The organism is Streptomyces iakyrus (assembly GCF_000717055.1).
GTDB classification, from domain to species: domain Bacteria; phylum Actinomycetota; class Actinomycetes; order Streptomycetales; family Streptomycetaceae; genus Streptomyces; species Streptomyces iakyrus.
This window is the reverse complement of the sequence record NZ_JNXI01000013.1, coordinates 190,671-202,679: the sequence shown is the minus strand read 5'-3', so window position 1 is coordinate 202,679 and position 12,009 is coordinate 190,671. Positions and strand designations below refer to the sequence as shown.

At 68.9% G+C, this 12,009-nt stretch carries 13 protein-coding genes, 2 tRNA genes and 1 pseudogene; 5 read left to right on the top strand and 11 right to left on the bottom strand.

Annotation, left to right across the window (positions count from 1 at the left end; all coding sequences use genetic code 11):
- Positions 1-13: 13 nt before the first annotated feature.
- Genes OO68_RS20860 through OO68_RS20840 form a run of 5 tightly spaced genes read right to left on the bottom strand, consistent with a single transcriptional unit; the run spans position 14 to position 3,519 of the window.
- Positions 14-1,195: a class E sortase gene (locus OO68_RS20860; protein ID WP_033309920.1), complete on the bottom strand. Its 1,182-nt coding sequence runs from the start codon at positions 1,193-1,195 to the stop codon at positions 14-16.
- Positions 1,192-1,830, bottom strand: coding sequence for an aminodeoxychorismate/anthranilate synthase component II (locus tag OO68_RS20855; RefSeq protein WP_033309919.1), 639 nt, complete (start codon positions 1,828-1,830; stop codon positions 1,192-1,194). The genes OO68_RS20860 and OO68_RS20855 overlap by 4 nt, the downstream gene beginning before the upstream one ends.
- On the bottom strand, positions 1,827-2,024 hold the full coding sequence (locus OO68_RS20850; protein ID WP_033309918.1) for a hypothetical protein: 198 nt from the start codon (positions 2,022-2,024) through the stop codon (positions 1,827-1,829). The genes OO68_RS20855 and OO68_RS20850 overlap by 4 nt, the downstream gene beginning before the upstream one ends.
- Before the next feature lie 17 nt (positions 2,025-2,041).
- Entirely contained in the window at positions 2,042-2,716 is a 675-nt protein-coding gene (locus OO68_RS20845) for a class E sortase (protein ID WP_033309917.1), read from the bottom strand.
- 20 nt (positions 2,717-2,736) lie between these two features.
- Positions 2,737-3,519, bottom strand: coding sequence for a DUF881 domain-containing protein (locus tag OO68_RS20840; protein WP_033309916.1), 783 nt, complete (start codon positions 3,517-3,519; stop codon positions 2,737-2,739).
- Positions 3,520-3,658: 139 nt separating this feature from the next.
- Here OO68_RS20840 and crgA point away from each other — a divergent pair, with 139 nt between their 5' ends.
- Positions 3,659-3,913 (top strand): cell division protein CrgA, encoded by a 255-nt coding sequence (gene crgA, locus OO68_RS20835; protein WP_030846986.1) that lies wholly within the window; start codon positions 3,659-3,661, stop codon positions 3,911-3,913.
- Positions 3,914-4,167: 254 nt separating this feature from the next.
- On the opposite strand, the gene OO68_RS20830 is transcribed toward crgA, so the two are convergent.
- Both OO68_RS20830 and OO68_RS20825 read right to left on the bottom strand, forming a co-directional pair.
- The gene (locus OO68_RS20830) at positions 4,168-5,058 is read right to left on the bottom strand and encodes a rhomboid family intramembrane serine protease (protein WP_033309998.1); all 891 of its coding nucleotides are present in this window, start codon (positions 5,056-5,058) and stop codon (positions 4,168-4,170) included.
- A gap of 87 nt (positions 5,059-5,145) precedes the next feature.
- Positions 5,146-5,673 carry a peptidylprolyl isomerase gene (locus OO68_RS20825; protein ID WP_033309915.1) on the bottom strand — a complete coding sequence of 176 codons (528 nt, stop codon included), beginning with the start codon at positions 5,671-5,673 and terminating at the stop codon, positions 5,146-5,148.
- A 337-nt stretch (positions 5,674-6,010) separates the two neighbouring features.
- Here OO68_RS20825 and OO68_RS20820 point away from each other — a divergent pair.
- Positions 6,011-6,538: pseudogene (locus OO68_RS20820) on the top strand (DUF5324 family protein); the annotation flags it as partial.
- A 132-nt stretch (positions 6,539-6,670) separates the two neighbouring features.
- Here OO68_RS20820 and OO68_RS20815 read toward each other — a convergent pair.
- A tRNA-Ala gene (locus OO68_RS20815) sits at positions 6,671-6,743 on the bottom strand.
- Positions 6,744-6,925: 182 nt separating this feature from the next.
- Between OO68_RS20815 and OO68_RS20810 the strand changes: the two genes are divergently transcribed.
- Both OO68_RS20810 and OO68_RS20805 read left to right on the top strand, forming a co-directional pair.
- Positions 6,926-7,474: a helix-turn-helix domain-containing protein gene (locus OO68_RS20810; RefSeq protein WP_033309914.1), complete on the top strand. Its 549-nt coding sequence runs from the start codon at positions 6,926-6,928 to the stop codon at positions 7,472-7,474.
- A 268-nt stretch (positions 7,475-7,742) separates the two neighbouring features.
- Entirely contained in the window at positions 7,743-9,248 is a 1,506-nt protein-coding gene (locus tag OO68_RS20805) for a protein kinase domain-containing protein (RefSeq protein WP_033309913.1), read from the top strand.
- A 24-nt stretch (positions 9,249-9,272) separates the two neighbouring features.
- On the opposite strand, the gene OO68_RS20800 is transcribed toward OO68_RS20805, so the two are convergent.
- Positions 9,273-10,667 carry a hypothetical protein gene (locus tag OO68_RS20800; RefSeq protein ID WP_403549816.1) on the bottom strand — a complete coding sequence of 465 codons (1,395 nt, stop codon included), beginning with the start codon at positions 10,665-10,667 and terminating at the stop codon, positions 9,273-9,275.
- Positions 10,668-10,760: 93 nt separating this feature from the next.
- Complete coding sequence (locus OO68_RS47170) at positions 10,761-10,889, bottom strand: DLW-39 family protein (protein WP_003999697.1); 129 nt, start codon at positions 10,887-10,889, stop codon at positions 10,761-10,763.
- Positions 10,890-11,226: 337 nt separating this feature from the next.
- Between OO68_RS47170 and OO68_RS20795 the strand changes: the two genes are divergently transcribed.
- The gene (locus OO68_RS20795; RefSeq protein ID WP_033309911.1) at positions 11,227-11,589 is read left to right on the top strand and encodes a DUF6344 domain-containing protein; all 363 of its coding nucleotides are present in this window, start codon (positions 11,227-11,229) and stop codon (positions 11,587-11,589) included.
- A 257-nt stretch (positions 11,590-11,846) separates the two neighbouring features.
- Here the strand turns inward: OO68_RS20795 and OO68_RS20790 are convergent.
- Positions 11,847-11,923 (bottom strand) — tRNA-Ile (locus tag OO68_RS20790).
- Positions 11,924-12,009 lie beyond the last annotated feature (86 nt).

The following is a 12,009-nucleotide window of genomic DNA, read 5'->3' as shown; positions in this document are numbered from 1 at the left end:
TGGTCATCTGCCCTTAACTGACGAGCGCATCCGGCTTGCCCTTGCTGCGCGGCCGTTCCTCGACCATCTTGCCCCAGACGATCATCCGGTACTTGCTGGTGAACTCCGGCGTGCACGTGGTCAGCGTGATGTAGCGGCCGGGCTTGGTGAAACCGGACCCCGTGGGCACCGGATTCAGGACGCTCGTGTTGCTCGGCGGCGTCACCGGCAGGATCGACGCCATCTTGTAAACGAAGTACTCGTCCTGCGTCTCCACGACGATCGGATCGCCCGGAGCGAGCTTGTTGATGTACCGGAACGGTTCTCCGTGAGTGTTGCGGTGGCCCGCGAGCCCGAAATTCCCGGTCTTGTCACCGGGCATCGCCGTCTTCAACGCACCCTCGGCGTAGTGGCCGACCATGCCCCGGTCGAGCACACCCTTGCTGTTGGTGCCCTCGGCGATCGGAACCACCACGTCCAGCTTCGGAATGTGCAGAATGGCGAAGCCCTGCCCCGGCTCGAACGCCCCCGGGTTGCGCTTGCCGCTCGCCCAGTCGTTCTGAAGGCTGCTGGCCTCCTTGCCGGCCTGGGCATGCGCCCGCACGTTCGTCCACCACAGCTGATAGGTGACGAACAACAGCATCAGCACGCCGGTGGTGATGAACACCTCGCCGATGGCCCGGCTCGCGACGACCGCCGGACCGGGCTTGCGCGCCCGCGCCTGCCGCCGCGCCTCGACCCGCGACAACGGCGCCCCCGCACGGCCCCCGTCTTCGGCCGCGGCCGAAGAGGTGTCCGCCGCCCCGCCATGGCGCCCATGACGACGCTTGGCGGCCTTCCTGCGGGCCGCACGGCCGCCCTGGGCGGATCCGTCCCGCCGCGCACCGGAAGACGCCGCAGAGCCCGCCCCGGGGGCGCCCGGCTCCGTCGGTGGATCCGGGATCCGCAGCGCCACCGTCTCTTCATCGACGGGCGGCAGATACGACTCCTCCGGCACGGGATCGTACGACGCGTACTGCCCCGGATGCCGCGGCGGACCGGACTGCGGCTGCACTCCCTGCCCCGTCCCCGACCCTGGCCCCGGCGGATACGGCTCCCCCTGCGGGGACGCCCCGTACCCCCCTCCACCCGACCAGTCCTCGAACGCACCCGACACCCCGTACGACTGCTGCCCGTACGAGGTGTCGGACTCGCGCTCGGGGCGCAGCGCCGTCACGCCGAGGCCCTGCCCACCACCGGGGCGAGCCCGGCCGACCTCTCCACCGCGCCCTGGTCACCGCACTCCACCAGCCAGTTGGCCAGCATCCGGTGCCCATGCTCGGTCAGCACCGACTCAGGGTGGAACTGCACACCCTCGACCGGCAGTTCACGGTGCCTCAGGCCCATCACGATGCCGTCGTGCGTACGGGCCGTGACCTCCAGCACCGCCGGAACCGTGGCCGGCTCGGCGGCCAGCGAGTGGTACCGCGTCGCCGTGAAGGGGGAGGGCAGCCCGGCGAAGACACCACCGCCACCGTGCTCGACCAGCGAGGTCTTGCCGTGCAGCAGCTCCGGCGCACGGTCCACCACACCGCCGTACGCCACCTGCATCGACTGCATGCCCAGGCAGACACCGAACACCGGAACACCCGTGTCGGCACAGTGCCGGACCATGTCCACACAGACGCCGGCCTGCTCCGGCGTGCCGGGCCCCGGCGAGAGCAGAACCCCGTCGAAACCGTCCTGCGCATGCGCCGTCGACACCTCGTCGTTGCGCAGGACCTCACACTCGGCGCCCAGCTGATACAGGTACTGGACCAGGTTGAAGACGAAGCTGTCGTAGTTGTCGACGACGAGAATGCGCGCGCTCACTGGTTGTCCACCGTCACATCATTGAAGGGCAGCAGCGGCTCCGCCCACGGGAAGACGTACTGGAAGAGGACGTAGACCACGGCCACGACCAGGACGAGCGAGATCACTGCCTTCACCCACGTGTTCCCCGGCAGATGCCGCCAGATCCAGCCGTACATGCCGTCCCTTCCGTCGTACCACGGCACCAGACCCACGCCGTACAGCCACCAGACTAACGGCGCAGCGCCTCCGGTTTCCCGGCCTCCACGGGCTGGGTGGAGTCCAGGTGCGCCCAGACGATCAGCCGATGACTGTGCCCCCACTCCGGTTCGCACGTGGTCAGCGTCAGATACCGGCCCGAACGCGTGTACCCGGATGTACGTGGGACAGGGTCGATCACCTCGATGTCCGACGGAACTGTTTTGTACGGGCCTTTGTCGATCCGATACGTGAACCAGGTCGTGCCGTCGGTCAGCACCACCGCGTCACCCCGCCTGAGCTCGGGAAAGTCCTTGAAGGGATCGCCGTAGGTGCGGCGGTGACCGGCGACCGCGAAATTGCCCCTCTGCCCGAGCTGGGCGGTCTCCGCGTAGTGACCGAGGCCCTTCTTCAGCGTGCCGGTGGCGGTGCCCTCGAGCACGGGCTTGTTCCACGTGAAACCAAGCCGCGGGATGTACATGATCGCGAAAGGCCTGCCCTCGGCGTAGGGCGCGGGCTTCTCAGGACTCGCGGTGCCACCGGCCGGCGGACGGGGCTTCGACCACTCCTCCCGGAGCAGGTCGATCTGGTCGTCCATGACGCCGTCGGCCTGCACGCCGGTCCAGAAGAGCACGTAGACGACGAACAGCACGATCAGGCTGCCGACGGTGATGCACAGTTCGCTGACGGTCCTGACGATCACGCGCACCGGCAGCTCCCCCGGTCCGGCTACTGCTCCACTGGCTTCGCGTAATGCAGATCCACTGTGCCCGAGTAGCCGGGCAGAGTCACCGGGCCGTTCTCCTCGACTTTCCATCCGAGCCCGTAGACATTGACGTAGACCATGTAGTTCTGGATCGCCGGCGACGCCGCGAGCGCCTGCTGCAGCTTGCCCGGGTTCCCGACCGCCGTGATCTTGTACGGCGGCGAGTAGACCCGACCCTGAAGGATCAAGGTGTTGCCCACGCAGCGCACCGCGCTCGTGGAGATCAGCCGCTGGTCCATCACCTTGATGCCCTTCGCCCCGCCCTGCCACAGCGCGTTCACCACGGCCTGGAGGTCCTGCTGGTGAATGACCAGGTAGTCCGGCTGCGGCTCCGGATAGCCGGGCAGCTTGGCCGTGGCGTCCGGCGGGGCGTCGTTCAGCGTGACCGTCAGCGAGTCGCCCTTGAGCTTCTGCGTGCCCGCGCGCTTCTCCAGGGCCGAGAGCTTGTCGTCCTCCGCCTTGGTGCTGCCGTCGTCCCGCTCGGCCAGGGCCTCTATGTCCTTGCGCAGGGCCCCGTTGGTCTCATCCAGCTCACCGTTCTCCTGGCTGCGCTCGTGGATGAGGTCGGACAGCTTCAGCAGGGAGGTGTCCGTGCGGATGTTGGTGCCCTTGGCGGTGTTGAAGCTGGTGAAGAAAATGAGACCCGCGAGAGCGAACACGGCCGCCGTGAGGATGCGAACGGGCCGGAAACGCCGCGTGCGCTCAGGGGTGGATCCCGTCCCGGGGGAGTCGGCAGAATTGCTCAACGTACCCTTATCTCCTTCGGCGCGGCGGAAGCACTACGCTAACGGACGCCCGGGGGAGCAATCGGAGTCCCCTTACGCTGCCCCGAGACCGACCCAGTTACCTGCGCGGCCACGCAGCGCATCGACAGGAGAGACCCTCGTGCCGAAGTCACGTATCCGCAAGAAGGCCGATTACACGCCGCCGCCTGCCAAGCAGACGACCGCCATCAAGCTGAGCAACCGTGCCTGGGTCGCGCCGGTCATGCTGGCCATGTTCCTCATCGGCCTGGCCTGGATCGTCGTCTTCTACGTCACCGACGGCTCCCTGCCCATCGACTCGCTGGGCAACTGGAACATCGTGGTGGGCTTCGGCTTCATCGCCGCCGGATTCGGCGTCTCGACCCAGTGGAAGTAGCGGTCACCGCACGGTGAACACAGCTCTGCCCAGGGGTGTTCGCTGAGTTATCCACAGAGGTTATCCACATGGGGATAATGAAGACGATCTGTGGATAACCCGTTGGACGTTGACGCCGGTATGACGGAAGTACCGGCGCTCGAAAACCTGTTCGCCCCCTGCCTGACCTGCGGAAACGCAGGTCAGTGACAGGGGGCACATGTGTTCCCGCACCGTATGCACAAGATCCGACACCCGCTGTGGACAACGCCTGCTCAGGTGAGCTGTGCCGTCCTCAGCACGGTCATGAGCACGACCACTCCCAGGACCAGGGCGCAGGTGCCGTACTGGACCAGTGCGCGGCGCTCGCGCGGGGCGTGGACCATGGCGTATCCGACGACGACTCCGGCGACCAGGCCGCCGATGTGGGCCTGCCAGGAGATGTTGAACCCCGGGCTGAAGGTGAAGATCAGGTTGATCGCCAGCAGCGCGATGATCGGCCGCATGTCGTAGTTGAGCCGGCGCATCAGGACGGCGGTCGCGCCGAAGAGGCCGAAGATGGCGCCGGAGGCACCGAGGGTGGCCGTGTTGGGGGAGGCCAGCAGGTAGGCCAGCGCGCTGCCCGCGAGGCCGGAGATGAAGTAGAGCGCGAGGTAGCGGGCGCGGCCCAGTGCCGCTTCGAGTGGGCCTCCGAGCCACCACAGGCTGAGCATGTTGAACGCGATGTGCCAGATTTCCTGGTGGGTGAACATCGAGGTCACCATGCGGTACCACTCGCCTCCCGCCACGCCTTGTGTGGGCGTGAAGGGCGCGGGCGGCCAGGCGCCGAGGAGGACGATGTCGTTGAGGAGCGACTCGTGGACCTGGACGGCGATGAAGACGGCCAGGTTGATCCCGATGAGGATCTTGGTCAGCAGCCGGGGGTCGGCGGCGATGGAGCCGCCGGCGATCGTCCGGGGCATGGCGGCCGTGGGCGAGTGGCCGGTGCCGGAGCCGGTTCGGACGCACTCGGGGCAGTGGAAGCCGACGGAGGCGTTGACCATGCATTCGGGGCAGATGGGGCGCTCGCAGCGGGTGCAGCGGATGCCCGTCTCGCGGTCCGGGTGGCGGTAGCACATGGGGACGCTGTGGGCGTCCTGCGGGCTGCCCGCAGCCTGGTCGTCCATGGTCATCCCCTAGGTTGTGTGAGAAAAGCCCGCCCCGCTCATCCTTACGGATGGGCGGGGCGATTGGTTCCCTGCGGGAGCCTTCGCTCAGCGGGTCTCGATGACGACCGACTCGATGACCACGTCGTTCAGCGGGCGGTCGGTGCGGGGGTTCGTCTGGGTCGTGGCGATGGTGTCCACGACCTTCTGGCTGGCGGCGTCGGTGACCTCGCCGAAGATGGTGTGCTTGCGGTTCAGCCATGCCGTCGGGGAGACGGTGATGAAGAACTGCGAGCCGTTGGTGCCCGGACCGGCGTTGGCCATGGCCAGCAGGTAGGGCTTGTCGAAGCGCAGGTCAGGGTGGAACTCGTCCTCGAACTGGTAGCCGGGTCCGCCGGTGCCGTTGCCCAGCGGGTCACCGCCCTGGATCATGAAGCCACTGATCACCCGGTGGAAGACCGTGCCGTCGTAGAGCTTGTCCGTGGACTTCTGGCCCGTCTCGGGGTGGGTCCACTCCCGCTCGCCCTGGGCGAGCTCGACGAAGTTCTTGACCGTCTTGGGCGCGTGGTTCGGCAGGAGCCGGACTTCGATGTCGCCGTGATTGGTCTTCAGGGTGGCGTAGAGCTGCTCAGCCACGATCTGCCTTCCGTTGTCTTTCTGTGACTCCCTGATCCTCGCACGGACGGGCCTTCGCGTCGTGCGGCCTCGGTGCGGCTGGGGGAAACCCTCGGCGGGTGTCGCGGAAATCCAGTCGAGTAGGCCCGGGGCGGGGGCGCTGGGCGGCGATCCGTGGCATTGTCGACGACAAGCTCCTGTTGCCCCCTATTCATCCGCTATCGCACGTGATCGGCGTTGGATGCCGAGTCTCGTGACCCGGATGCCCTTCCGCGCATGCCTGGTCGTGCGTCGGGAGGCATGATCCGTAAAAGGGTGGAAAGTCGAAATACCGTACGCCACCGAGGAGGAGGAACCCGTGACCCGCATCGACAGCGTGCGCGCCGCGACTGGTTCGGCGAAGGACAGCGTGCTGCACGCCGCGGAAGTGGTGGCGCCCTACGCCGACACGGCCAAGGACAGGGCCGCGCACTACGCACACGAGGCACGCGTACGGCTAGCGCCCAAGGTGACGCAGGCCGCAGGGCAGGCGCGTGTCCAGTACGGCGCCCATGTGCAGCCGTATCTGGAGCAGGCCCGCACGCATGTGCCGCCGAAGGTCGACCAGGCCGCCCAGGAAGCCGCCGAGCGCACGCGTAAGGCTGCCCGTCAGGCGGCGGATTACTCCAGGCCGAGGATCGAGCAGGCGGTGGCCGCGGCCGTGCCTGTCACGACCGAGGCTGCGGCCCGGAGTATGGCCGCCATGGCCGCGCTACGCGGTCAGGTCTCGTCCAAGGAGATCCAGAAGCTGGTCCGCAAGCATGAGCGGCGGGCCAAGGCCGGTAAGGCCGCGAAGTCGCTGCTGCTTCTGGGCGTTCTTGCGGGCGGGGCTTTCGCCGCGTGGAAGGGGCGGGAGACTTGAGGGTCTCCCGCCCCGCCGTGCTGTTTCACGTGAAACACTCGCCGCCGGCCTGCGCCCGGCTGCGCAAAAATGCCCTCCGAGACTGCGTTTTTGCAGTTCGGAGGGCATTTTGTCGAGTGGAGCCTAGGGGAGTCGAACCCCTGACATCTGCCATGCAAAGACAGCGCTCTACCAACTGAGCTAAGGCCCCGTGAGGGGACGTCCGACCGGAGGAATCGCGTCCCGGCGGGCGTCGGAGACCAGAGTACCGGGTCACCCCCGTGGTTCCGCAAAAAGATTGGGGGTCCCCGTCGACGACCACTCTCCGTAAGATGCTCGGCGGTGGTTCGCTACCGCGAACCGCCGTACATGGGGAAGCGATGGGGAGACGCAATGGACGCCGCACAGCAGGAAGCGACCGCAAGAGCGCGGGAACTGCAGCGGAACTGGTATGGGGAGCCGCTGGGGGCGCTCTTCCGTAGGCTTATCGACGATCTTGGTCTCAACCAGGCTCGTCTCGCGGGGGTTCTGGGACTGTCCGCGCCGATGCTGTCGCAGCTGATGAGCGGTCAGCGGGCGAAGATCGGCAACCCGGCTGTCGTGCAGCGGGTGCAGCTGCTGCAGGACCTGGCGGGGCAGGTCGCGGACGGCAGTGTGAGCGCGGCCGAGGCCACCGAGCGCATGGAGGAGATCAAGAAGTCACAAGGGGGGTCGGTGCTCAGCAACACCACGCAGACGACGAGCAGTTCGGGGGCGCCCACGGTCAAGCGCGTCGTGCGCGAGATCCAGTCGCTGCTGCGGTCGGTGGCGGCGGCGGGCGACATCATCGATGCCGCCGACACTCTCGCCCCGACCCATCCGGAGCTGGCAGAGTTCCTCCGGGTCTACGGCGCCGGCCGCACCTCGGATGCGGTCTCGCACTACCAGTCCCACCAGAACTGATCCTGCCGCCCGGTGCCGAAGGGGGTTCGGCTGCGGGCGGCGGGTGAGGTGACGGGGGATGCGTCACGGTACGGACGGGCACGAGGGGGCGTGTTCCGTACGGGGGACCGTTCGACGCGAGGGGGATGTATCGCTCATCGGGGGAGTGCCGGGGGAGTGCCGGGGGAGCCGGGGGGCTCGGGGGAGCTGTTTCGTCCGTCGGGGAGTCGTAGCGCTCGCCGGGGGGAAGCAAGGGGGGAAGCCGCAGGGGGAGGAGCGACGTACAGCCATGGGTGAGGTCTTCGCCGGCCGGTACGAACTGGTCGACCCGATCGGGCGCGGAGGGGTCGGCGCCGTGTGGCGCGCCTGGGATCATCGCCGGCGTCGCTACGTGGCCGCGAAGGTTCTGCTCCAGAGCGACGCGCACTCGCTGCTGCGGTTCGTGCGGGAGCAGGCGCTGCGGATCGATCATCCTCATGTGCTCGCCCCCACGAGCTGGGCCGCAGACGACGACAAGGTCCTGTTCACCATGGATCTGGTCGCGGGCGGATCACTCGTCCATCTCGTCGGGGACTACGGTCCTCTGCCGCCGGCGTTCGTGTGCACTCTGCTCGACCAGCTGCTGGCGGGTCTGGCGGCGGTGCACGCGGAGGATGTGGTGCACCGTGACGTGAAGCCGGCCAATGTGCTGCTGGAGGCCACCGGCACGGGCCGGCCGCGGCTGCGGCTGTCGGACTTCGGTATCGCGATGCGGCTGGGTGAGCCCCGTCTGACGGAGACCAACCTCGTGGTGGGGACGCCCGGTTATCTCGCGCCCGAGCAGATGATGGGTGCCGAACCGGACTTCACCGCGGATCTGTTCGCCGTGGGGCTGGTCGCGCTGTACTTGCTGGAGGGCGCCAAGCCGGACAGCAAGGCGCTGATCCAGTACTTCGCCGAGCACGGGACACCCGGTGCGCCCCAGGGCATTCCGGAGCCGCTGTGGCAGGTGGTGGCCATGCTGCTGCAGCCGGATCCAGAGGCGCGGTTCCGTACGGCCACGGGGGCCCGCAAGGCGCTCGCGGCCGCCGCGGAGCTCCTGCCGGAGCCGGGGCCGGACGACGAGCTGATCGAGATTTTTGACCAACTCGGCCCGCTTCCCAGGGGGTTCGCCCCCGAGGGGCCGCTGGAGCGGACGAAGGGGCTGGGCCCGGGAGAGGGGCGGTCCGATTCGGCGGGGAGGGGCGAGGAGCGGGCGCGGCAGGGAGAGGGCGAGGGTGCGCTGTCGGTGTCCGGCGGGCAGTCCGCCGAGGCCTACCGGCACCACGCACGGGAGACGCCCAGCGACCCGCGACGTGCCGTTGACCCGTCGGGCGGCTCGGCCCGGCCGGCCTCCATGTCGGACACCGGCAGCTTCCATCTGCCGCCTCCGCAGGCCACCGTCACCTCCTCCCCCGCGCCCGGGCAGCAGGCGGCGGCACCGCACCAGCAGCCGCCGGTCTCCCCCTACGACCCGACGCACCGGCTGTCGCCCGCACAGCCGCTGCCCCCGGTGTACTCCGGTCCGCCCCTGCCTCCTGCGGAGCAGTACCGCACGGACGCCTCGACAGCCTCGTACACCGCCCGGTCCCCGCAGGCCCCGCATTCCTCGCAGGCTCCGCAGTCCCCGCAGGCTCCGTCGAGCGGCCAGACGCCGTCACGGCACCGGACCCGGCGGCCTTCCCACCCCGGCCCTCCGGCCGGCGTGGTGATCCCGGTGCTGCTGCTCGCGCTGGCCTGTTACGCCGTGGGGTTCTGGGCCCTGACCCGGATCTGAGGCCGTTGCAGGGGCCCGCGCGCTCTACGCGGCGGTTCCGCGCCGGGCGAGCACGGTCCACACGCCGAGTCCGACCAGCAGTGCGCTTCCGGTGCCGATGCCGCCCACGGCGAGCACCCTCATGGCGGTGTCGTCGCCCGCGGCGACGCCCTCCGCGGCTGCCTCCCGGTCCTGGTCCGAGACCTCGAAGACGCCCTTCGGCTCGGACTCCCCCACGTACTCGGGACCGCTCTGCGGCTGCCCGCTCACCCGGACGCGCAGCGTCATCGGGAACGGCCCGTCCCCGTAGGCGGCTGCGACGCCCTCCGAGAGGTGGGCGACGAGGTAGTAGGAGCCGGCGAAGCGCAGCGCGCTCACCTGTGCGGTGGCGGCGTAGCGGTTGGCGTGGTCGGCCGGTGGCAGGGCAGGCAGGCTTCCGGAGTTCTGGCCGCCGTTGTAGCCCACGCCGACGTCGGCGATGTCTCCGCGCGCGGGGTTGTAGAGGGTCAGGTCCAGGGCGTCTGAGATGTAGTCGGTGCTGCCGGAGTCGGTGCTGCCGAGTTCCGCGGTGACGGAGATCTGCTGTCCCCAGTCGACGGGCACCGCGTAGAAGAGTGTCTGTCCGGGGCGGATGTCGTCCTGCCAGACGCCCTGGTCGATGGGTGTGGCACCGGTGAATCCCGCGCCGCCCTCGCGGCGCTCGGCTTCTCCCTGGAGCGGCTGGGGGGTGGCGGAGTTCCATACCCCGGGCGCGCTGGTCGGCCCGGTCTTCGCCGTCCGCGGTTCCGTCATGGCGACGAGTTCCAGGTCCCAGGCGTCCGGTGAGGAGCCTTCGCCGTCGGGGTCGACGCGCTCGACGGTCACGTAGTGGGCGCCGGCCTTCTGGCACAGCGTTTTGCCGGGCGAGATCTGGCGCATGCCCCATGCCGCGATGGGATGGGGGCTGCGGGCGATTCCGAAGCTCGTGTTGTCGGTGGAGCAGGTGTTGCCCTCGGCGTCCTGGACGGTCACTCTGACCCCGTCGATGACGGAGACGGTGCTGCCGGGGGAGGGGGCGGCGGTGACGGAGACGTAGGCGTTCGACGCGGCGTCGAGGTCGAGACGGTAGCTGACCTTGCCGCTGCCCGGCAGGGAGCTCTTGTAGGTGCCGCCGGGCTTCAGGAGGGGGGCGTTGCCCGTGCTCCTTGCTCCCTCGACGCTCTGTGCGCCCTCGGCGAAGGCGTACGGGCTCGGCGTTCCGGAGGTGAGTGCGGCGGCAGCGGCCGGCAGCGACACCGCGGCCGCTGCCGCTCCCAGGGCCACGGCCAGGGCTCCCAGGCGCACGGCCGCCACCGGACGGTGGCGCCAGGCCCCCGCGCGCCGTCCCCACGCCGTACGGCACCGTCCTCTCACGCGCCACCCCTCACCGTCTCCGGGCCCCCAAGCCGTGCCGTGGCCCATCCTGCCGCGCCGGCCGGGTTCACGACCGGCTCTCGGCACACAAAACCCCGACCGCGAGGCGGCCGGGGTGTGCTCGGTATGGGTTGTCGTGACTCACGAACCCGTGGGCACGGAGTCAGTCGCCTCCGTCCACAGATCCTGCTCGGCGCGATCCGCCTGGATCTGGCGGTACACGAGGAGCCCGCCGATGGCGGCCAGTGCGACCAGGAGAAGCTTCTTCACCGCGCGACCTCGTCTTTCGTTGACGTAGGGGACCTCTGGCGCCCGACTATACACACCGACCGATACCGATCGGTGACCTGAGTCGGCCCTCAACTCCCGTCCCGGGAACCGCGATAGAAGCGGATTCCACCGCTCCGATCGGAGGGTGATCACACCCCGACGGACGGTTACTTTGACCTCCCTTCGCGCCTCTCCTCACCTTTTCTACCCTCTTGCGGCCATCCGGGTGGTGTTCATCAGAACATCGACGCGCCACGGGCGGAGATCCACCACTTCTCGATCCCCATACACATCATGAGGAAAGTACGCAAATCGCCCGACCCGAAAGTGAGGGGCCATGGCCCGGAACAAGGTCATGAAGCTGTGGACCGCCATCGTCACCGCCTTCCTGACGCTGTGCACGACGCTCGGACTCGTCACCACGACCGCCGCCGCGGCCGTACCGCAGAGCGAGCAGAAGAGCAACAGCAACGGCGCGAGCATCCCGCAGCAGCGGACGGCGGCACCCGCGACGTTCCCCAGGTCCGCACCCAGGGCCCTGCCCCCCACGATGAAGCAGCGCATCCGCGCCGAGGCGCACGGCAAGACCCCCCGCTGCCGGCACCGCTCGCCCGCGGACACGACGGTCTCCCCCGCCACCGACTGCGCCGACGAGGACCCCGACGCGGAAGCGGACCATCTCACGCCCCTCCAGCGCTGAACCCCCGGAACAACACCCCGGCGATCCTGCGTACACAGCCCGGCAGCTCGGCAGAGCGGCCGGGCTTACGCATGTCCGGACCCGCCCACGGCCTCCTGACCGGCAGCCCCGGCCTGACACGTCCGCCAGGCCCAGCGAACCCGTGCCGGGTCGCTGTCCAGAACCTTGGCCCAAGCGTCCCGCCCCAAGCTCATGGTCACGCAGCCCCTCCCCGAATAACGAAAACCCCCAACCACGAATGGTTGGGGGTTTCAGGCTGGTGGGGCTAACAGGATTTGAACCTGTGGCCTCATCCTTATCAGGGATGCGCTCTAACCAACTGAGCTATAGCCCCGCCGCGCTCTGCGGTGTGTCCCGCGCGCTGACTCCTGAAGATTAGCGCACGACATGGGCAGTCCCAAAATCGGTTGGCGGGACCCC

What these genes read in the sequence shown, in the direction of transcription:
- OO68_RS20830 (WP_033309998.1), bottom strand. Translation starts at nt 5,058, where the DNA reads ATGGACGACCAGGCTGCGGGCAGCCCGCAGGACGCCCACAGCGTCCCC.
- OO68_RS20810 (WP_033309914.1), top strand. Translation starts at nt 6,926, where the DNA reads ATGGACGCCGCACAGCAGGAAGCGACCGCAAGAGCGCGGGAACTGCAG.
- OO68_RS20805 (WP_033309913.1), top strand. Translation starts at nt 7,743, where the DNA reads ATGGGTGAGGTCTTCGCCGGCCGGTACGAACTGGTCGACCCGATCGGG.
- OO68_RS20800 (WP_403549816.1), bottom strand. Translation starts at nt 10,667, where the DNA reads ATGGGCCACGGCACGGCTTGGGGGCCCGGAGACGGTGAGGGGTGGCGC.
- OO68_RS20795 (WP_033309911.1), top strand. Translation starts at nt 11,227, where the DNA reads ATGGCCCGGAACAAGGTCATGAAGCTGTGGACCGCCATCGTCACCGCC.